Genomic DNA, 20,020 nt, shown 5'->3' on the forward strand with positions numbered 1-20,020 from the left:
GTCAGGTCCTTGCCGTACATTTCATAGTCGACGCCGAGCGCGGTCCAGCGCATCGCCCAGTCGACTTTCCACTGCAACTTGGCGCCACCGGAGAGGATATTATGCTCGATCATCTCGCCATCGTCGTCAAAGCGGACAGTCCCGGCTTCGGCATCGACGATCTCGACCGGCACCTGCAAAACATGACCGGTTTTCGGGCTGATCGGCAGAATCGGCGAGTAAGTCGCCTGACGATCCTTGCCCAGGGTCGGCAGCATGATGTCCAATATCTGCTGGTTGCGGGCGAGTACCAGCTTCAGCGTCTCGTCAAACGCACCGCTCTGATATTGCTCGGTCGAAGAGATAAATTCATAATCAAAGCCGAACTGGTCGAGGAAATCGCGCAGCATCGCATTGTTGTGCGCGGCAAAACTCTCGAATTTTTCAAACGGATCCGGGACTTGGGTCAGCGGCTTGTGCAGATATTCGGCCAGCATATCCTGGTTGGGGACATTGGTCGGCACCTTGCGAAAGCCGTCCATATCATCGCTAAACGCGATCAGCCGGGTCGGATTGCCGGTCAGCGTTTCATAGGCACGACGCACCATCGTCGTGCGCAACACTTCGTTGAACGTACCGATATGCGGCAGGCCCGATGGACCGTAGCCGGTTTCGAACAGCATCGGTTCGCCACCCGGCTTGGGCGCCGGTGCTCCGCGCTCGCCGCGATAGCGTTTGAGCAGCTTGCGGGCTTCCTCGAAAGGCCACGCTTTGGAATTCTCTGCTGCTTCACGATAATCGGTCACAATTTGTCCTTCTCAGTCAATGCTGCGCAAATAGTAGCCTTAGCCTATATGGCAAGGTAGAACGCAACAAAAGCGGGAGAATGAACATGGAAATGCTGATCACGGGGGTTCTGCTGTGGGGCCTGGTACATCTGATGAAGTCGGTTACGCCGGGACTGCGCGCCTCGATCCAGAGCGCCGTCGGTGAAGGACCGCACAAAGGTCTCGTCACCCTGTTGTTGCTGGTTTCGCTGGCCTTGATGATTTTCGGCTGGCGCTCGACCACCGCAGAATTTGTCTATGACCCGCCAAGTTGGGGCCGCCATGCCAATATGACGCTGTTGTTTGTCGCAATCCTGCTGCTCGGCGCGGCACAAGGCGCTTCGCGCATCCGGCAGTGGATCCGCCATCCGATGCTGACCGGTGTGCTCATCTGGGCGGTCGGCCATCTGCTGGCCAATGGCGACAACAAGTCGCTAATATTATTCGGCGGGCTCGGACTATGGGCGCTGATTTCGATCATCACCGTGTCGCGCAACGAAGGCGTCTGGGTGAAGCCGGCCAAGATCGCGACCGCTGGCCGCGAAATGTTAAGTATCGCCATTGTTGTCATCTTATATGCCGTCCTGATGCTCGTTCATCCATGGATCGCTGGCGTATCGGTTGTCGGCGGATAAATGGTCGCACCTCTCCCCTATCCCGCGCTCCATGCCAGCCATAGCGGCATCTGGATTTGCTCTGTCGATGGCGAAACCCGCGCGATTGGCAAAGGCGAGGCTATCGGCAGGGTCGCGGAAACACCGCATATTCTGCTCAATGCGCCTTTGTTGGGGCAAAGGCTCGGCTATCCCGATCTGTCGGGGCTGGACCTGCTCGAACTGTTCGCCTTCATCCATCCGGCGCAATTTGTAGTCCCGACGCCGGCTGGCCTCGCCAAGACACTAGGCCTGACCCCGCCGGAGCAAGAGGCCGATATTGCGGCTCTTTGCCGGCAAGCGGCGAGCCTTTTGCTGGAAGGGTTGGAAGCACCTTATTGGAAAGAGCGCGAAGGCGCGTGGAGCAGCGCCCAGGCGCTCTACCGGTTGCGCTGGCCGTGGGCGCAGGAAGTCGGACGCAAGCTGGAAAAACCGGTCGAAGCCGAGCGCTGGCTTTTTTCCAAGCTGACCGAATGGGAAGAGGAAGCACCGCGCCCTGCGCCGAGATCGGTCACCATGAACCAGAGCGAGGCGCTCGCCACGCTCGATGCCCTGACCGGTGAAGGATCGGAAGAACGCGAAGGCCAGAAAAGCTATACGGCCGCCGTCAGCAAGATTTTCAACCCGCGCAAGATCAAGGGCGAGCCCAATATGCTGCTGGCGGAAGCGGGGACGGGGATCGGCAAGACGCTCGGCTATCTCGCGCCCGCATCCTTATGGTCTCGCCAGGCTGGCGGTACAGTGTGGATTTCAACTTTCACCAAGGCGCTGCAGCGGCAACTCGACCGGGAAACCCGCCGCATCTATCCGGATGAAGAGACGTTCCGCAAGAAAGTCGTGGTCCGCAAGGGACGGGAAAATTACCTTTGCCTGCTCAATCTCGAAGACGCGCTCCAAGGCGGTTTTACCGGGCGCGCAGCGATCCTGGCCCATCTGGTTGCTCGCTGGGCTGCCTATAGCAAAGACGGCGATATGGTCGGCGGTGATCTGCCCGGGTGGCTGACTACATTGTTCCGTCGCAACGGTGCCACCGCGCTGACCGACCGGCGCGGGGAATGCGTCTATGCCGGTTGCCCGCATTATCGTAAATGTTTCATCGAGAAAGCGGCTCACGCCAGCCAGCAGGCCGATATCGTCATCGCCAATCACGCATTGGTCATGGTCAATGCTGCTCGCGGACGCGAACAGCAGAACCGGCCGACGAGGCTGATTTTTGACGAAGGCCATCATCTGTTCGACGCCGCCGATTCGATGTTTGCGGCGCGGCTTTCCGGACAGGAAGCGATAGAGATACGCCGCTGGGTGATCGGGCCGGAAACGAAGAATCGAGGGCGGCGTCGCGGCCTGGCCGCTCGCCTCGCCGATCTCGCATCCTATGACGAGGAAGGCGGTCGCGCGATCGAAAGCGCCCGTCTTGCAGCCGAAGCGATGCCGGCCGATGGATGGCTCCAGCGTATCGGTGAAGGTGAGCCTTTCGGCCCGATCGAGGCATTGCTCCAGGAAGTCCGCGCGATGGTCTTCGCCCGCGACGAAAGCCAGAGTGCGGATGCCGGCTATGGGCTTGAAACCGAGCTGACCGACGTCGAAGGCCCGATGATAGATGCCGTCGCCACTGCCGCACAGGCGATGGATGCCCTGCTCAAACCGCTGGTCAGGCTCGGCCAACGGATAGAACATCTGATCGAGGAAGGCCCCGACTGGATGGACGCCCCGGCCCGGGCACGGATGGAAGGCGCCTTGTCCAGCCTCGGCTGGCGCCGCGATACTTTGTCTGGCTGGCTCTCGCTCTTGACCCGCATCGGCGGCCCTGCCGATCCCGATTTCGTCGACTGGCTGATGATCGACCGCTTTGAAGGTCGCGAATATGACATCGGAATTTGTCGTCATTGGCTTGATCCGACCATTCCGGTCACCGAGGTCGTCACCAAACCCGCCCATGGCGTGATGATCACCTCGGCCACGCTAAAAGGCGGCGGCGGCTGGGATACCGCTCGGGCGCGCAGCGGTGCTATCCATCTTCCGCATCCCCCACAGGAATTCGAAGTTGCCAGCCCGTTTGACTATCCCAATCAGGCGAAGGTCATCATTGTCACCGATGTGAAGCGCGGCGACATGGCCGGCCTTGCCGGCGCCTATGCCCAGCTAATCGAAGCCTCGGCAGGCGGCACACTTGGCCTGTTCACCGCAATTCGCCGCCTGCGCACGGTCTATGCAAGGATCGCCGATCGAATGGCGCAAAGCGGGCTGCCAATCTACGCCCAGCATGTCGATCCGATCGACACCGGCACATTGGTCGATATTTTCCGTGACGACCCCAAGGCCAGCCTGCTCGGCACCGATGCCTTGCGTGACGGCGTCGATGTCCCTGGCCAGAGCCTTCGCCTCGTGGTGATGGAATCGGTGCCGTGGCCGCGACCGAATATTCTCCATCGCGCCCGCAGACTGGCAGGTGGCGGCAGCGCATATGACGACCGGATCATCCGCGCGCGGCTCGCCCAGGCCTTTGGCCGGATCATCCGCCGCGCCGATGACCATGGCCATTTTGTGATCCTATCTTCGTCTTTCCCTTCGCGTCTGTTCTCGGCCTTCCCCGAGGGCACGCCGATCGAACGTATGCCGCTGGCACAGGCGCTGGCAGAGATAAACAAGGCAACATCCGAAATGCAAGATTCCGGTCTTTCAACTGAAACAAGTTTGATGCATGACAATCCGCAATGAAAAAACTCACACTCTTGCGCCACGCAAAATCCAGCTGGGATGACCCGGTAGATCGCGATTTTGACCGGCCTCTCAATAAAAAGGGCAAGCGCGCGGCAGCCGTCATGGGCAGCTTCATCAAGCGCAATGGATTGACCTTCGATCAGATTCTGGCGTCGCCCGCCGTACGGGTGATCGAAACACTGGAACATGTTGAGGGCGCCAGCGATCTCGCGATGGAGCCGACCTGGGACCGCAAAATCTATCTCGCCTCTTCGGCGACACTGCTCGATGTGCTGCGCGGCGCGCGTGCGGAAGCCGAGCATGTCTTGATGGTGGGCCACAATCCGGGACTGGAAGACCTTATCTTCGACCTCATCCCCGATGACGGATCCTCACCCGCTCGAGACGAGGTAGAAACAAAATACCCGACCGCAACGCTGGCCGAAATGACCCTCGCCATCGATAACTGGGCGGATATCACGGAAAAATGCGGCACATTGGATCGTTTCACCCGGCCGCGCGACCTAGACCCGGAACTGGGCCCGAATTACGATTAGGCCCGGATTTCCAAATCCACTATCCAGACTATGCAGCGTCTAGCGCTTGCGACAGCTGATCGCGGATTGATTTAAGTTCGGCCAGGATCAGTCGATTGTCCGGCTGGCCGCTAGTCGCCAATGGCAGCGCTGTTGCATTAGCCTGCAGCGCCGAAGCGATTGCGGGCGATTCGGCGATGGTTCCCGTAGAAGCACTGGATTTACGCGATGCCAGAAATTTGCGGGCGCCCTTGATCGTATAGCCTTCTTCATTGAGCAGACGGTTGATCGTCTTGACCATGACAACATCTTCGGGGCGGTAGTGACGCCGCGCACCAGCACGCTTGAGCGGCGTCAGCATTGCAAACTGGTCTTCCCAGTAGCGCAAGATATGGGGTTTGATGCTAAGCTCTTTAGACAGCTCTCCGATGGTGCGAAAAGCCCCTTGTTCCTTGGTCATATTCTGATTCCCCCCGGGGTTCGCCTGGCCGATTAACCGGCGGCGATAATCCTGTCACGCATCGTTTGGCTGGCGCGGAAGGTCAAAACCCGGCGCGGTGCGATCGGCACTTCGATACCTGTCTTGGGATTGCGCCCGGTGCGTTCGCCCTTGTCGCGCAGCACGAAAGTGCCGAAGCCCGAGATTTTGACATTTTCACCATCGACCAGAGCATCAATCATATGATCCAGAATCGATTCCACCATGACAGCGCTGTCGGCACGCGACAGACCTACCAGCCGGTTCATTGTTTCAGCCAGATCCGCGCGGGTCAGGGTGTTTGTATAGCTCATCACAATATCTTCCATCAAGAGATTGAAAAGTAACCAAAGCCATAAATCAAATCCAAGCTTTTGTAAATGTCGCCAGCAAACTTACCAGTGGATTTCAGCCGATTAGCCCGATATGCGCAAAAGATGACCGATAAACAACCACAACCAATCGCCCTCGCCGAGCTGCTCGAACAATGCGGGCCCGGCGGGCCGGGCCATCCCGTCACTCTGCCCCAAAGCTGGACGCAAGGTAGAACCGCCTTTGGCGGGCTGTCCGGTGCGCTTGCCTATCACGCCGCCAGCCATATCGAGGACGATCTTCCGCCGCTACGCTCGGCGCAGGTTGCCTTCACCGGACCGCTGTTCGGGGCACTGACTGCGGAAACCGCTATGCTCCGTCGTGGCAAGAATACCGCTTTTGTCCAGTCCGAGATATTCGGGGAAAAGGGTCTGGGGCTGCATTGCAATTTCATCTTTGCCGCGCCCCGCCCGACCGAAGTCACTACATCAGATATCGTCGAGCCCGATTTCCCGCCCCTCCCCGACGGCGAGGATCTGCACAGCGGCCCGCCGCAATTTTTCACTTCGAATATGGAATATGTCGGCAAACGGATCGACACCAGCAGCAAGACCAATCGCCTGACCCGCTGGATGCGCCTGAAACAGCGCGACGGCCTCGATCCCGTCGCCGAAATCTTGTGCATGTGCGACAGTCTGCCGCCGTCGGTGATGGGATTGCTCGACAAAAATGCGATGGTCAGCTCGATGAACTGGCAAATCAATATCATTGCCGAACAGCTGACGACCGAGGATGGCTGGTGGCTAATCGATTCGCACACCCACCACGCCGATCATGGCGCCAGCAGCCAATATATGAGCATCTGGAACAGCCGCCGCGAGCTGATGGCAACCGCGATGCAGAGCGTGGCCTATTACGCCTGATGGTAGCCGCCGCCGATCACCGGAATAAGCCCAGCCTCGCCGTCATCGGCACTGGTATTGCCGGTCTAAGCGCTGCCTATCTGCTCAAGGACGAATATCGGGTCACGGTTTTCGAAAGCCAGGCGCGCGCTGGCATGGGCGCGCATAGCGTCGATTATGTCAGCAACGGCATCACCCGCCGGATCGACATCCCGCTGCGGATTTTCTGCCACGGCTATTATGACAATCTGCTCGCGCTCTACGATCATATCGGCGTCGAGATATTGACCAGCGACCATGCCGGTGTCTTCTCCGATGAAACGGGCCGGATCATCCTCCATTATGGCAACAGCAATTGGGGCAAGGGCCGCTTTCCTCACCCGAGAGGCCGAAGCTGGCTAAGCCCCGCAGCCTGGACCATCGGCCTGCAGAGCCGGTGGTTTTTTGCTCGAGCAAAGCGGGACATGGGCCGCACGGATCTCTCCGAATCGAGCTTCGGCGAATATCTCGACGAGTCCGGTGCGGGTCAATCATTTGTCGATAATGTCCTGTTGCCGATGATGTCGGTGACTTGCACCTGCGACTATCAGGCGGTGCGCGATTATCCGGCCGACCTGATGTTGGAATATCTGACCTGCGGTATCCACGAAATCGGGATAATGAGCGCCGCAAACGGGGTCGATGATATCGTGCCCCGAATGCTGACCGATGTGGAATTGCGGACAAACAGCGCGGTTGCGGTGATCGAACCGGCAGGAACGCAACTTCGGGTGACGACGAAGGCGGGCGAGGATCAATGTTTCGATCAGGTGGTGGTGGCAGCTCAAGCCCAGCAGGCAGCGGCGATGCTATCCGGATTTGAAGATCGGCAGGCATTGCTAAACCGCATTCCCTTTGAAAAGTCGACGATGAGCGTCCACACCGATCAGGATATTTTGCCAGCATCGGCAGCGAGCTTGTCTCCGGTCAGCTATCATGTCCCGCAGGGTAGCAACCGCGCCGAAGTCTCGGTCAACCTGACTAAGGCAATCCCTCGCCTGTCCGGTCAGCAACCGGTTTTCCAGACCTGGAACCCGATGCGCAGGATCGCCCCGAACCGCGAATTGGCCAGAGTCGATTTCACCCGGCCCACAGTGACCCGGGACAGCCGTTTGGCCGTCCTCGCCTTACGCGAACAGCAGAACCACGCCGGAAACCAGCTGTGGCTATGCGGTTCCTATATGGCGGAAAAAATCCCGCTGCTCGAGGCTGCAGTCGATTCTTCGGTTGCGGTGGCAAAGCAACTGGGTGCGGTCATCCCCTGGAACGCCAGCCCCGCCGCAGCAGACTGATCCGGTGACCGAATTCCATGATCTCGCAGAACTGGCGCTCAACCGCGACGGGCAGTCATGGGGCAATCTGGGTCACTGGCAAAGCGCGACCGATTATTCAGACGCCTGCCGCGCGCTCGCAACATTGCTCGGAGAGCAAGCCGGACTGGATCACAAGTCGATTGTTTTCGACGCAGGCTTTGGGTGCGGTGACCAGCTGCTGCTCTGGCTGGAACATTTTGGCGTGTCGCAAATATACGGTGTAAACCTGTCGCACAGCCAGACCGCTCATGCCGGAAACCTGCTGGCCAGAAACGGTCGACCGGTAAGCGCCGAGGCAATATTACAGGGTGATGTCAACGATCCGGGAATCTGGACAACCGCGCTAAACGGGGCCCGGCCCAGCCATGTAATGGCCCTCGATTGTGCCTATCATTTTCCCGACCGACTGGCATTTTGGGAATTGGCGCAGCGAAATCTGGCACCGGCGGGCCGAATGGCGCTGACCGACTTCATGCTTGCCGAACAGCACCGTACCGATGGTTTCCGCCACCGGCTTTTGCGCTGGATGCTCAAAAGCGCGCATATCACCGAAACCAATATCGTTCACCGGGACGTCTATCTGGATCAATTGGAGAAAGAGGGTTTCGGTAACATCTCTCTCGTCGATATCAGCGAACATGTAATGCCCGCCTTCACTTCCGGCGATGGCAGGGGACTGCGGTGGTCTGCATGGTGCAAATATGCCGTGACCAGCCGGTTTCTCAAATGGGCTTATCATCGCTCGGTCCTGCGCTATTGCGTCGTCAGCGCGACCAAGGCCGACCAAAGCGATAATCGAAATTAAGGGTTAGCGGGCGTTGGCCGCAACTGCGAACCAACCGCCCGCCATCTCGGTTCTGTTCAGGCTCGCCGAAAAAAATGCGCGACAAGTCCGATCACGAAAAGCACCAGGAATATATAGAAAATAATCTCTGCAATTCCTGCGGCGGCACCGGCGATCCCGCCGAAACCAAGAATGGCTGCAATAACCGCGATCACGAGAAAAATAATGGCATAACGTAACATCAGAATATCCTCCTAAATTGATTTCCAGATTACTCACCGGGGGCAAAAAGGTTGCTGACACCACATCCAGCAAACTAGAATATCGCAATCCACAGGCTGGCATGAGACAATCGCTCACAAGAAAGCCGGGCGAGGTGCACTCGCCCGGCTTCGGTTATTTGGCAGTGGATATCACCAGTAAGGGGTGACGGTCCAATATTCATAGACACTGGATTGATAGTCGCGATCATAGGCGCGGTCTGCCTGATCACTGGCAAAGCGCGGTGCGTCTTTCAGCTGTTCTTCCGTCACATCAAGCCGGTAGCCGCCGAGTTCGGTGTCATAGTCCAGCTTGGACCAGGGGATGCTGTGATGCTCGTTGCCGATGCCCAGAAAGCCGCCGACCGAAAGGATCGCGTCGGTCACCTGCCCGCCACGTTTTTCGATCAGCAGCTTTTCGACAGAACCGATCTTGCCGTTATCGGATCCATAGACCGCGGTTCCTTCCACTCGATCGCTGCCAATCAAATCGCTGTTCATTTCCTTGTCTTGTAACATCATTTCAGGGTCCTTTCTTTTGACATTTGCAAGGCCGCCAACACCGCCGCTTTCGGGGGAGGCGAATATTTGGCCGCCTGAAATATCAACCGGACAGGATAAAATCGGTTCCGAAAAAAATTGCTCCGGATACCCCTGAAAACGCTCTGCTCGCCGCCCATCCTCTCGGCCGCCGACAATTTCCCTGGCTTTGGATTATATCCGCTAACATATTGGATAGTCGTCAAAACATCCTATTGCAGGAACGGTACGAAGGTTTTACATATTGGCCTCTGGGAGACTAAACGATGGTGCAAACTACTCGACCGCCAGATGGCGAAATACAGTCTTTCGCTTCGGTACAGGCCAAGCTCGCTTCCTGTTCCAAAGTAGTGGGCGAAGCATTTTTTCCAGTGATGGTAGAGGCTCTGGCAGAGGTGCTTTCGGTACGGTATGTCTTCTTGTCCGCTCTCCATCCGGCTGACGCTGGCAAAGCATGCACCGTTGCCGTGTGGGATAACGGCCCGGGAGACAATTTCGAATATCAACTGGAACACACGCCCTGCGCCGATATCGTCGGACAGGGAGCCTGTTGCTTTCCGGACAATATCGTCGATCTGTTCCCGCAGGACCAGATGCTCAAAGACATGGGCGCAAAGAGCTATGTCGGAACACCGCTACGCTCCTCGTCCGGAAAAACTCTCGGTTTGCTCGCGGTTCTCGACGACAAGATTATTGCACATCCTGAACAAGCAGCTGAAATCGTGGAGCTGTTTTCCGGTCGCGCGGCGGCCGAACTGGAACGACTGGCAACCTCGTCGCTCAACGAACGTCTCGGACGGATCGTCGAGGATTCCGTCAGTGAGGTCTATGTTTTCGGAGCCGACAGCTATTATTTCGAGCTCGTCAATCGTGGTGCCCGGGAAAATCTTGGCTATTCGATGGATGAGCTTCGCCAGATAACACCCTGGGACCTGAAGCCCCATTATACCAAAGAACAATTCATTGAATATGTAGCACCGCTGCGGAACGGCGAGGTGCCGACCCTGCTGTTCGAGACAGTGCACGAACGAAAAGACGGATCGCGTTATGATGTGGCAGTCCAGCTGCAGTTTTTCCCGGGGGTCGAAAATCTTTTCTATGCCTCGATAACCGATATCACCGACCGGAAGCGCGCAGAACAGGCCCAGGCCCATCTCGCCGCAATCGTTGCATCTTCCGACGAAGCGATCATTTCCAAAACCCTGAACAGCATCATCACCAGCTGGAACGATGGTGCGGAAAAGATTTTCGGTTACGCGGCAGAGGATATGATCGGCAAGTCTATCCGGCTCCTGATACCGGCCGATCGCCAAGGTGAGGAAGACGATATTCTTGCGCGGATGAGCCGCGGCGAGAAGATCAGCAATTACGAAACGATACGCGTGTGTCGTGATGGACGGCGGGTAGACGTGGCAGTCAATGTCTCTCCTATTTTCGATGCCGCCGGCAATATCGTCGGTGCTTCAAAAATCGCGCATGATATCAGCGAGCGCAAGCTGGCTGAAGAGCGCGAGCGCTTGCTGATGGGCGAGGTCAACCATCGCGCGAAAAACATGCTGACTCTGGTGCAGGTCATTGCCCGGCAGACCGCCGCCAATGATGCCACAACCTTCGTCCAGCGCTTCGAAGAACGCATTCTCGCGCTCTCCGCCAGCCACGACGTTCTGCTGACAAGCTGCTGGCAGGATGTACCGCTGGAAGAGCTGGTGCGATCGCAGCTTGCGCATTTCCGGGACACTTTCGAGTCGCGTATCAAATTGTCTGGCCCGCCCCTCAAAATTACCGCACCGGCGGCCCAGGCAATCGGCATGGCGGTGCACGAACTCGCAACCAACGCGGCAAAATATGGCGCGTTATCCAATGACGACGGGGTCATCGAGATATCCTGGAAGATCGAGCAAAGTGGTGCGGCAGAGCAGCGTTTCTCGATGCACTGGACCGAGTGCGGCGGCCCTGCAGTCGAAAAACCGACGCGAAGCGGTTTCGGTTCAACCGTAATCGACCGGTTGCTTGCCGCCAGTCTTGAAGGCGAGGTTGATCTCGACTGGCAGCCAACTGGTCTTGTGTGCCGGATTTCATGTCGGGCCGACAAAGTGCTCAGCGGTTCTGATACGTCCGTCCTGGACTCGAACTCGGTAATCCAGTTGCGACAACCGCGGGCCGAGGCCACGCGCCGGATATTGGTTGTGGAGGATGAAGTCCTTATCGGAATCGAGATTGCTGAAATATTGAAGGAGGCCGGATTCGATATTCTGGGCCCGGTAACCACCGTCGGCAGGGCGCTTGAGCAGCTCGAAAGCGAAAACTGCGACGCGGCTGTGCTGGACATCAATCTGGGCAAGGAAACCTCCGAGCCGGTGGCAAAACTGCTGTCAAAAATGGGGACGCCTTATCTTTCGGTTTCGGGGCGCAGCGTCGAAGACCGGCCGGCAGCCTTTTCCGGATCCCTGCATCTCGCCAAACCCATCCAATCTGCGCTTTTGGTAAAAGAGGTCGGGCAGATGGTTGCCGCAGCGGCACCGCGCCCTGCTGGCCAGGATCATTGATCTGAAAAATCAGCAGGCCCAAAACGGCTACAGCCTGCGTAAGTAGCGGACTGTAACAAGCAGAACGGTCCTGCCGAAAGCATAGCGCTGGTCGCCGTTCGGTGGCGGATTGTCAATCGTTCGGCCGTACCCGCCAAATCGATTATTTTGCAGGAAATCGATCTGGAACTATTTCTTCGTGATACGCAATAATTTGCAAATATCACAATAAACTCAGAAATAATGTGGTTTGGGTTTTGTCAAAAACCTGCAGTTCTGCATTGTGAGATACATCTCTTTACATCCAGACATCTTCTGAATCGTCCATATTTGCTCTACAAGCATGTTTTTGAAAGGACGCACGATTCCACACTCAGATAAAAATGATGTTGGCCACGAATCCCGACGGGTCCAGGCTTATAGTTACGACAATGCGAGCGCGCTTTCGGTTTTCGGCCTTGCGCTGATTGCGGCGGCTGGAGCATTGTGTCTCGTCTGGGCTGCCAGTTCAGGCCTCAAGGTCGCTGCCGAGAATGAATGGATAGCCCATCCTACTGAACTGAAATTACTCACCGAGTAGCCGCAGACAAGAAAATAGCGTCACTTTACAGAATGATGCGATGACTTGAGCTGCCGGTTATCCACCAAATTAGAAGATGTGACAGATGATTCCCCGTTAGAATATTGCGAGCATCAACGCAGCCTTACCGCCAAACAGGCCAATGAGTATCATCGCGTCGGTGATACGCTCTAAAATGCTGTCGTTCATGCGAGGTCGCTCCAATTACCCCCACGAGATGCCCGACCTTGGTTCGGAATCCGTTACGCAACTAGGTTTCCGACGCATTAACCATCCCTTCGCGGGACCGTGCTCGAACGTTTCGAGGAGAGATATGATATGGACATCGAGATTGATCCAGCCGTAGACTCTGCGCTGCTATATGATCACAAATATTGGAAGAAGAGACGCAAGCAGATATTCTTCCGTTTTATATTATCGATGATATTTGCGTCGGCCTGGGTGATCTTCAGCATCTGGGTTTCGCTGCCGTGGCTTTCGGACCTCGGAAATCTGTCGCACCCGCTGGTAGCTCTTATCATCCTGACATTCATTGCCTACGTGCCCGGCTTCATGAATGCGTTTTTGTTGGTCAGTCTGATTTTGCGCCCGACTTCGGCAAGAGCGACGCCTGCAACATGGCCTCCGATAAGCATTTTGGTTGCCGCTTACCAGGAAGAGGCGCGCATCGGTGATACGATGCAAGCGCTCAGCGAGCTGACTTATCAGGGCCGACTGGAAATCATCATATTGAATGACGGATCGACCGACGGCACCTCTGATGTGGTCAACGCATGCAAGCCGATGTTCGATGCCTTACCGCAGATCACCATTAGCCTCGTTGACCACGAAAAGAACCAAGGCAAGGCCCGGGTTCTCAATCACGGCCTGGAACTCGCGTCGAACGAGCTGATCATGACGATCGACGCCGATACATTGTTGCAGCCCAATTGCATCGAATCCCTGGTCGAACATCTTGCCGCCAGCCCGCCCGACACTGCGGCAATCGCTGGGGCTGTGCTTGTTGCCAACCAGAAGGACAGCTGGATTACCGCCGCCCAGCAATGGGATTATTTCCACGGCATTGCAGCGGTGAAAAGGATGCAGGGGATGTATCACGGCACATTGGTCGCGCAAGGCGCGTGCTCGATCTACCGGCGTGCGGCGGTGATCGAGGTTGGCGGCTGGCCGGATACGGTGGGCGAAGACATCGTCCTGACCTGGTCCTTGTTAAGACAGGGCTATACCGTCAGACATGCAGAGGATGCGATAGCCTGGACCCTCGTGCCCGAGACCGTGAAAGGACTGGCCAGCCAGCGGAAACGCTGGGCACGCGGAATGATAGAGAGCCTCGCCATCCATAAGAGATTGCTTGTCATGCCGCGGCTCCGGACGATGTTCATCTGGTGGAATTTGCTGTTTGTCGGCATCGATCTGGCTTTCACCTTCACTTTCATTCCGGCGCTGATTCTAGCCGTATTGGGGATATACTGGCTGGCGGGGCCGATCACTTTGCTGGTGCTACCGCTGGCGTGCCTCTGGAATATCGTAATTTTCCGGATTCAAACCAGAATGCTGAAGCGCGAGGAAGTTGAAATGGACAAGAGCCTCGTCGGCTTTCTTGTCTACGCATTCATCTATCCCTTCCTGATGCAGCCGATTTCGGTCTGGGGATATTTTACAGAAATTACCGGCAGGAGAAAACAATGGCACTCGATCTGACAACAAAGGTGATCCTGACTGCACTCGCAATTGCTATGCCGCAGATCGCTCTGGCCGACGAGCTTGAACCGCGCCCGGCAGCCGGTGGCGAGCTTTTCTACTCCTCCGACAGCGAGGACACGGAAATCCTGCGCACGGCGATCGACTTTGACCTGCGTAATCAGGGGAAAGACCGCCGTCTCGGTGTCCGGGTTGAAAATGCCTGGTACGATCCAGCGGGCAGCGGACAAACCCAGCGTCAGCGCATTTTTCTGCAGGCAGCCGATAGAAGCGGAAACTGGAATTGGGCGGCGCGCGTCGGTACCGATGGCGACACGATCATCGGCAGCGCCTCGCTCCACGACAATTCGAAGTTCCGCAAAGAGGTTTTCATCGAGCGTGACATTGTCGAAACGCGTCAGGGGCTCGATCAGGGTATCTACTCGACTTTTGCCGGAGCCGCGATCGACCTGCCGCTCAATGACCGCAACATCGTCACCGCGCTGGTCGGGCTTCAGGCGTTCACCGGCGACAATGTCCGGACCCATTTGCGTGGCAATTACGTCCATGTCCTGAAGCCGGACTGGGGTTTGAGCGTCCAGCTGCGCGGCCGCTATTTCCGCAGCAGCGACCCGCGCGAATTCGATTATTACTCGCCGAAATGGTACGCCGAGGCGATGCCGGTCGTGCAGCTTCGCCGCTTTGTCGATGGCTGGGAAGTGGTCGGCGCGGGCGGGATCGGAGTGCAACGCGATTCCGCGACAGACTGGCGCCAATCCAATTTCGCCCAATTCCGCGTCCGCAGCCCGGAAAACGCGAAACACTGGTCGCTGACAGCCGAGATCACCTATACCGACACCCCCTCAGACAGCGCATCGGCGGGAAGCAGCTACAGCTATTTTCAAACCAGACTGGGGATCATGCGCCGGTTTTGAGGTCGGTCGAGCGGCGTGTTGTCGCCGACTATAATGTCTTGAAAAATGGTGCCCAGAAGAGGACTCGAACCTCCACATCCTTACGAATACTAACACCTGAAGCTAGCGCGTCTACCAATTCCGCCATCTGGGCCCATGCAGGTGGTAATCATCCGAATACCGCCTGATAGAGGCGCGCGATTAGCCTCTTGGTGGTTCTGCTGTCAATGATTCATATCGCGATTGATCCCGACAAATGCGCGCGCGTCAGGGCCGTCGCTGCGCGGGGGGTGCAGAAGCGCTGCTTCCTCGGGCAAAATATGCTAGTCTGGACGGAGAATCGGCTGTTGCTTCGCCCGCCGCGCTGGGGCAGAGGCTAAGCGGAAACCAAGGCATGAGTGGAAGATGAACATGGATCTCGATGGACGTTTGATTTGCATATTTGGCGGCGGCGGTTTTCTGGGCCGCTATGTTGCCCAGGAACTGCTGGCGCGCGGCGCGCGGTTGCGGATTGCCGAGCGCAATATCAAGAATGCGATGCACATCAAGCCGCTCGGCAACCTCGGCCAGACCCAGTTTGCCAGCGCCGACATCACCAAGCCGGAGAGCGTCGCCCGCGCGGTCCATGGCTGCGATGCCGTGGTCAATCTGGTTGGCGTGCTGACCGGCGATTTCGAGCGCATTCATGTCGAGGGTGCGCGCAATGTCGCCGAGGCGGCAGCCAAAGCGGGTTGCCGGACTTTGCTCCACCTGTCCGCGATAGGTGCCGATACGGCATCCCCGTCGCGCTATGGCCGCAGCAAGGGCGAAGGCGAACAGGCCGTTCTGACCGCCTTTCCCGACGCGATCGTCCTGAGACCCTCGATTGTCTTTGGCCGCGAGGATGAATTCATCAACCGCTTTGCCGCGATGATCCAGATGCTGCCGATCGTGCCGGTTATCGGCAGCGAAACAAAATTCCAGCCGATCTTTGTCGGCGATGTTGCCGATGTCGTGGCGCAGGCGCTGAGCCAGCCTGCGCTATATGCCGGACAGACGTTTGAGCTGGGCGGGCCGGAAGTGATCAGCATGGGTGATCTCAACCGCCGCATCGCATCGATGACCGGCCGCGAGCGGACTTTTATCGATATTCCCGATTTCGCCGCAAGGATGATCGCGACTTTGCTCGGCCCGCTACCCGGCGCGCCGATCACATCGGATCAATATAAGATGCTGCAGAAAGATAATGTCGTTGCAGACGGGGCCAAAGGCCTGAGCGCCTTTGGCGTGGCTCCGACACCGCTCGCTGCAGTCGCCAGCGGCTGGATGGAGAAATATACTGCCCACGGTCGCTTTGGAGCAACCGCCAAAGCAAACTAGAAGCCCCTAGAAAAGGGCGAGTAGCGCGATACCCATGGCGACGCGGTAGATAACGAAGACCATCATCGAGGCCTTGCGCAAAAATTGCATCAGGAAGGTCATGGTCGCCAGAGCCGCGACAAAGGTCAGCACGCCGGTGATCAGCGCTTCCTTGAGCAATTCGGTGCTGGCGCCCATAAGATCGGGGATGATCAGCACGCCGGCTCCGGCCACCGCCGGAATCGACAGCAGAAAGGAAAAGCGCGCCGCCTCTACCCTGGTATAGCCAAGGAAACGGGCAGCGGTCATGGTCACGCCGGAACGGCTGGTGCCGGGAATGAGGGCCATGGCCTGCGCCAGTCCGACAATGATGCCGTCCTTCAGCGTCAGGTCCTCGAAAGATTTGACCTGCTTTCCGAACCGGTCGGCGATGCCGAGCAGGATGCCATAGACGATCAGATTGACGGCGACCAATGTGGTGCTGCGGAAACCATCCAGATAACCACCGGTCTTCAGGAACAGGCCGACGATGACGGCGGGAATCGTGCCGATGATGATCCACCAGAACAGCTTTCGTTCGGCCGGAGCCTGGCCAATACCGATGGTGGCGAGACCGCCCCGGCCCAGTGACCAGACATCTTTGAAAAAATAGGTGATGATCGCGAGCAGCGAGCCGACATGCACGGCAATATCGATCATCGGTCCCTGATCGGCATAGCCGGTAAACACCGGCAAGAGGATCAGATGGCCCGATGAAGATATCGGCAGAAATTCGGTAACGCCCTGCACGATCGCGAGAAGCAGCATTTGGATGAAGGTCATGGGCATTCCGTATATTTCTATGGCCGTATGTTGGCTCGGCCAAATGTTGATCTCGCGCGCAATAGCGTTTCGTCAGACCATTGTCGTGAGGAAAATATATGGCCGAAGCGATACTATTAATGAGGATCTGGAAAAATATTAAAAGGATAATGGGTCGCTACGGATATATTAGGACATATATACTGTCCTTATTAGCAGTTTTTTCGTGACTCTGGCCGCTTTCTCGGTTATTTCGGCCCACATGCCCGCGCAACCGGGCCACTGACCACAATCAAAACAACCGGAAACGAGCGTCTCGCATGGCAAAAAGCCCGCAGAAATTGGAAATGCTGAAATTTGTCGAGGAAGGCCAGTCTTATCCCGAAAAGCGCGCGCCCAGTCTCCGCGCCGAAGATTTTCTCGAGATTGCCGACCGCTACGCGCCGGACAAGGCAGCCGAGCAATCCGCTCGTTGTTCGCAATGCGGCGTGCCTTATTGTTCGGTCCATTGCCCGTTGCACAATCATATTCCCGACTGGCTCCGCCTGACGGCAGAGGGCCGCTTGCGCGAAGCCTATGAAATGTCCAATCTGACCTCGACCATGCCGGAAATCTGTGGCCGCATTTGTCCGCAGGACCGTTTGTGCGAAGGCAATTGCGTGATCGAATTCTCCGGTCACGGCGCGGTCACCATCGGCGCAGTCGAAAAATATATCACCGACACCGCCTGGGAAGAAGGCTGGGTCGAACCGCTCGTCCCGGGCCGGTCCAAAGGCCAGTCGGTCGGTATCATCGGTGCGGGACCAGCCGGCCTGACCGCTGCGGAATATCTGCGCGTCGCCGGTTACGAAGTGCATGTCTATGACCGGCACGACCGCGCCGGCGGCTTGCTGACTTACGGCATTCCGGGTTTCAAGCTGGAGAAAGAAGTCATCATGCGGCGGGTTCAGCGGCTGAAAGACGGTGGTATCAACTTCCACGAAAATTTCGAAGTCGGCCGCGATGCAACGCTGGAAAAATTGCGCGCCAAGCATGACGCAATCCTGATCGCTACCGGCGTTTACAAAGCGCGCGAAATAAAGATGCCGGGCGTTGGCGCGCCGGGAGTCGAGGAAGCACTCGATTTCCTGATCGCTTCCAACCGCAAAAGCTTCGGCGATGACGTTCCCGATTTCGACAATGGACGATTCAACGCCAAGGACAAGAATGTCGTCGTCATCGGTGGCGGTGATACCGCGATGGATTGCGTGCGGACCTCGGTGCGACAGGGCGCCAAGTCGGTAAAATGTCTCTACCGGCGTGATCGCGCCAATATGCCGGGTTCGCAGAACGAAGTGCGCAATGCCGAGGAAGAAGGCGTCGAATTTGTCTGGCTTTCGGCCCCGAAGGCGATCGAAGGCACCGAACATGTCACCGCAGTCAAGACGGTGAAGATGCGGCTCGGCGCGCCCAATGCCAGTGGCCGTCGGTCACCCGAAGCCCAGCCGGACAGCGATTTTTCGGTCGACGCCGATCTCGTCATCAAGGCGCTTGGCTTTGACGCCGAAGATCTGCCCGGCCTGTTTGACTGCCCTGACCTCGCGGTCACCCGTTGGGGAACATTGCGGGTCGATCACAAGTCAATGATGACCAATATGGAAGGCGTGTTCGCCGCAGGCGACATCGTTCGCGGTGCCAGTCTGGTCGTCTGGGGTATAAGGGATGGTCGCGATGTGACCGAACATATGCACCGCTATTTGCGCGAGAAGAAGCAGGCTGAAAAGGTCGCGGCATGACACATCACTATTCAGAACGGGATATGGTTTAATGAAGAAATTTCTCCTGCTGGGAGCGGCCATCGCCGCTCTGAATTTCTCTACGCCGATAATGGCGAATGACAATCAGACCGATGCCGAGACTAGTCTTGCTAAAAGAGGCGCAAATGAACTGGACGTCTTCACCAAATTGTTCGGGAATATGTTCCCGAAAGACGACACGCCGATCGAACCTGCGCTTCTCGCCAAAAGCGAACGCATCGCCGGAGCCCTCGTCCCCGCCGGCAGCTACCGGAAGATCATGGCGGAGACATTTCAGAAAGTCGTCGGACCGATGATGGACGGGATCGACCAGGTCCCACTGTCGACAATCGCGGCCTTCGCCGGCGTTCCTGAAGACAATATCGCGCTCAAAGATGGTGCGACCACATCCGACGTGATGACCATCATCGATCCTCATTACAAGCAACGCAATCGCGCGATGATGACCAAGATCACCGACGTCATGATCGATCTGTCCGACGAGATCGAACCTTCCATTCGGACCGGAATGGCGCGCGCTTATGCTCGCCGTTTCTCCGCGAGCGAACTGGAAGCGGCAGCAGAATTTTACGAGACCGAAGCGGGCGCAAAAATAGCTGGCGAAAGCCTCGCGATCTTCACGAGCCCCGAAGTCATGTCTGCATCGATGGAAATGATGCCCAAGTTCATGGAACGGTTTTTTGGCGTGATGGAAGAAATCACCAATGGATCGGATAGCCTTCCCCCTCCCCGCAAATTTGGCGATCTAGGCGAGGACGATCTGCGCAAAATGTCCGAATTGATGGGCGTTGATCGCGAATCAATGGGAGGTTCTGGTTTTGAAGCCGTTGAAACAGACCTCGCGGAAGCGGCCGATTCAGCCGCGGATGAATTCTGTAGCGAGGACGACGAATGCTATTCGGAAGCACAAGGCGATCTGGCTGCTGATCCGGGCAGCTGGTCCGCCCGGGAACGCGAAACGGTAGCAAAGCTGGAAGCCGAACATCAAATTGCCTTTGAAAAATATTTCGCGGCCCAGGAAGCCGCAACAGAAAACGCCAGAAAGCGTCTGCAGAAAGACTGA

General features: G+C 57.2%; 18 protein-coding genes, 1 tRNA gene and 1 pseudogene. 13 read left to right on the plus strand and 7 right to left on the minus strand.

All coding sequences use genetic code 11. From position 1 onward, the window contains the following. A pseudogene (lysK, locus tag V7680_RS09235) lies at nucleotides 1-785 on the minus strand (lysine--tRNA ligase); the annotation flags it as partial. An 80-nt stretch (nucleotides 786-865) separates the two neighbouring features. Between lysK and V7680_RS09240 the strand changes: the two are divergent. From V7680_RS09240 to V7680_RS09250, 3 genes are read left to right on the plus strand one after another with little or no spacing between them, the layout of a single operon-like run. After that, the gene (locus tag V7680_RS09240; protein WP_335653004.1) at nucleotides 866-1,441 is read left to right on the plus strand and encodes an NnrU family protein; all 576 of its coding nucleotides are present in this window, start codon (nucleotides 866-868) and stop codon (nucleotides 1,439-1,441) included. Next, complete coding sequence (locus V7680_RS09245; RefSeq protein ID WP_335653005.1) at nucleotides 1,442-4,177, plus strand: ATP-dependent DNA helicase; 2,736 nt, start codon at nucleotides 1,442-1,444, stop codon at nucleotides 4,175-4,177. Next, nucleotides 4,174-4,716: a SixA phosphatase family protein gene (locus V7680_RS09250; RefSeq protein WP_335653006.1), complete on the plus strand. Its 543-nt coding sequence runs from the start codon at nucleotides 4,174-4,176 to the stop codon at nucleotides 4,714-4,716. The genes V7680_RS09245 and V7680_RS09250 overlap by 4 nt, the downstream gene beginning before the upstream one ends. A gap of 28 nt (nucleotides 4,717-4,744) precedes the next feature. On the opposite strand, the gene V7680_RS09255 is transcribed toward V7680_RS09250, so the two are convergent. Both V7680_RS09255 and V7680_RS09260 read right to left on the minus strand, forming a co-directional pair. Further along, nucleotides 4,745-5,155 carry a MerR family transcriptional regulator gene (locus V7680_RS09255; RefSeq protein ID WP_335653007.1) on the minus strand — a complete coding sequence of 137 codons (411 nt, stop codon included), beginning with the start codon at nucleotides 5,153-5,155 and terminating at the stop codon, nucleotides 4,745-4,747. Between the two features lie 32 nt (nucleotides 5,156-5,187). After that, nucleotides 5,188-5,487, minus strand: coding sequence for an integration host factor subunit alpha (locus V7680_RS09260; RefSeq protein ID WP_176279577.1), 300 nt, complete (start codon nucleotides 5,485-5,487; stop codon nucleotides 5,188-5,190). A gap of 123 nt (nucleotides 5,488-5,610) precedes the next feature. On the opposite strand from V7680_RS09260, the gene V7680_RS09265 reads away from it, so the two are divergent. Genes V7680_RS09265 through V7680_RS09275 form a run of 3 tightly spaced genes read left to right on the plus strand, consistent with a single transcriptional unit; the run spans nucleotide 5,611 to nucleotide 8,544 of the window. Beyond that, nucleotides 5,611-6,408, plus strand: coding sequence for a thioesterase family protein (locus V7680_RS09265; RefSeq protein WP_335653008.1), 798 nt, complete (start codon nucleotides 5,611-5,613; stop codon nucleotides 6,406-6,408). Further along, nucleotides 6,408-7,718, plus strand: a complete 1,311-nt coding sequence (locus V7680_RS09270; protein WP_335653009.1) for an NAD(P)-binding protein — start codon at nucleotides 6,408-6,410, stop codon at nucleotides 7,716-7,718. The genes V7680_RS09265 and V7680_RS09270 overlap by 1 nt, the downstream gene beginning before the upstream one ends. Nucleotides 7,719-7,722: 4 nt before the next feature. Then, entirely contained in the window at nucleotides 7,723-8,544 is an 822-nt protein-coding gene (locus V7680_RS09275; RefSeq protein ID WP_335653010.1) for an SAM-dependent methyltransferase, read from the plus strand. Nucleotides 8,545-8,600: 56 nt separating this feature from the next. Here V7680_RS09275 and V7680_RS09280 read toward each other — a convergent pair whose 3' ends face one another. Next, a complete protein-coding gene (locus V7680_RS09280; RefSeq protein ID WP_335653011.1) occupies nucleotides 8,601-8,765 on the minus strand; it encodes a DUF1328 domain-containing protein in 165 nt (54 codons plus the stop codon). A gap of 171 nt (nucleotides 8,766-8,936) precedes the next feature. Continuing rightward, nucleotides 8,937-9,305, minus strand: a complete 369-nt coding sequence (locus tag V7680_RS09285) for a PRC-barrel domain-containing protein (RefSeq protein ID WP_335653012.1) — start codon at nucleotides 9,303-9,305, stop codon at nucleotides 8,937-8,939. A gap of 284 nt (nucleotides 9,306-9,589) precedes the next feature. Between V7680_RS09285 and V7680_RS09290 the strand changes: the two genes are divergently transcribed. The 4 genes from V7680_RS09290 (at nucleotide 9,590) to V7680_RS09305 (ending at nucleotide 15,043) form a co-directional block, all read left to right on the plus strand. After that, nucleotides 9,590-11,869, plus strand: coding sequence for a PAS domain S-box protein (locus V7680_RS09290; protein ID WP_335653013.1), 2,280 nt, complete (start codon nucleotides 9,590-9,592; stop codon nucleotides 11,867-11,869). Between the two features lie 322 nt (nucleotides 11,870-12,191). Then, the gene (locus V7680_RS09295) at nucleotides 12,192-12,428 is read left to right on the plus strand and encodes a hypothetical protein (RefSeq protein WP_335653014.1); all 237 of its coding nucleotides are present in this window, start codon (nucleotides 12,192-12,194) and stop codon (nucleotides 12,426-12,428) included. Between the two features lie 318 nt (nucleotides 12,429-12,746). After that, nucleotides 12,747-14,129, plus strand: a complete 1,383-nt coding sequence (locus V7680_RS09300) for a glycosyltransferase (RefSeq protein ID WP_335653015.1) — start codon at nucleotides 12,747-12,749, stop codon at nucleotides 14,127-14,129. Beyond that, complete coding sequence (locus V7680_RS09305; RefSeq protein WP_335653016.1) at nucleotides 14,114-15,043, plus strand: hypothetical protein; 930 nt, start codon at nucleotides 14,114-14,116, stop codon at nucleotides 15,041-15,043. Before V7680_RS09300 ends, V7680_RS09305 begins: the two co-directional genes overlap by 16 nt. Before the next feature lie 46 nt (nucleotides 15,044-15,089). Here V7680_RS09305 and V7680_RS09310 read toward each other — a convergent pair. Continuing rightward, nucleotides 15,090-15,176, minus strand: a tRNA-Leu gene (locus V7680_RS09310). Between the two features lie 251 nt (nucleotides 15,177-15,427). On the opposite strand from V7680_RS09310, the gene V7680_RS09315 reads away from it, so the two are divergent. Further along, a complete protein-coding gene (locus V7680_RS09315; RefSeq protein WP_335653017.1) occupies nucleotides 15,428-16,381 on the plus strand; it encodes a complex I NDUFA9 subunit family protein in 954 nt (317 codons plus the stop codon). A 6-nt stretch (nucleotides 16,382-16,387) separates the two neighbouring features. Here V7680_RS09315 and V7680_RS09320 read toward each other — a convergent pair whose 3' ends face one another. Continuing rightward, nucleotides 16,388-17,182, minus strand: coding sequence for an undecaprenyl-diphosphate phosphatase (locus V7680_RS09320; RefSeq protein WP_335653018.1), 795 nt, complete (start codon nucleotides 17,180-17,182; stop codon nucleotides 16,388-16,390). Between the two features lie 299 nt (nucleotides 17,183-17,481). Between V7680_RS09320 and V7680_RS09325 the strand changes: the two genes are divergently transcribed. Then, entirely contained in the window at nucleotides 17,482-18,936 is a 1,455-nt protein-coding gene (locus tag V7680_RS09325; RefSeq protein ID WP_335653019.1) for an NAD(P)-dependent oxidoreductase, read from the plus strand. Between the two features lie 31 nt (nucleotides 18,937-18,967). Then, on the plus strand, nucleotides 18,968-20,020 hold the full coding sequence (locus V7680_RS09330; protein ID WP_335653020.1) for a DUF2059 domain-containing protein: 1,053 nt from the start codon (nucleotides 18,968-18,970) through the stop codon (nucleotides 20,018-20,020).

It is taken from the genome of Parasphingorhabdus sp., assembly GCF_036963705.1.
Lineage (GTDB): Bacteria > Pseudomonadota > Alphaproteobacteria > Sphingomonadales > Sphingomonadaceae > Parasphingorhabdus.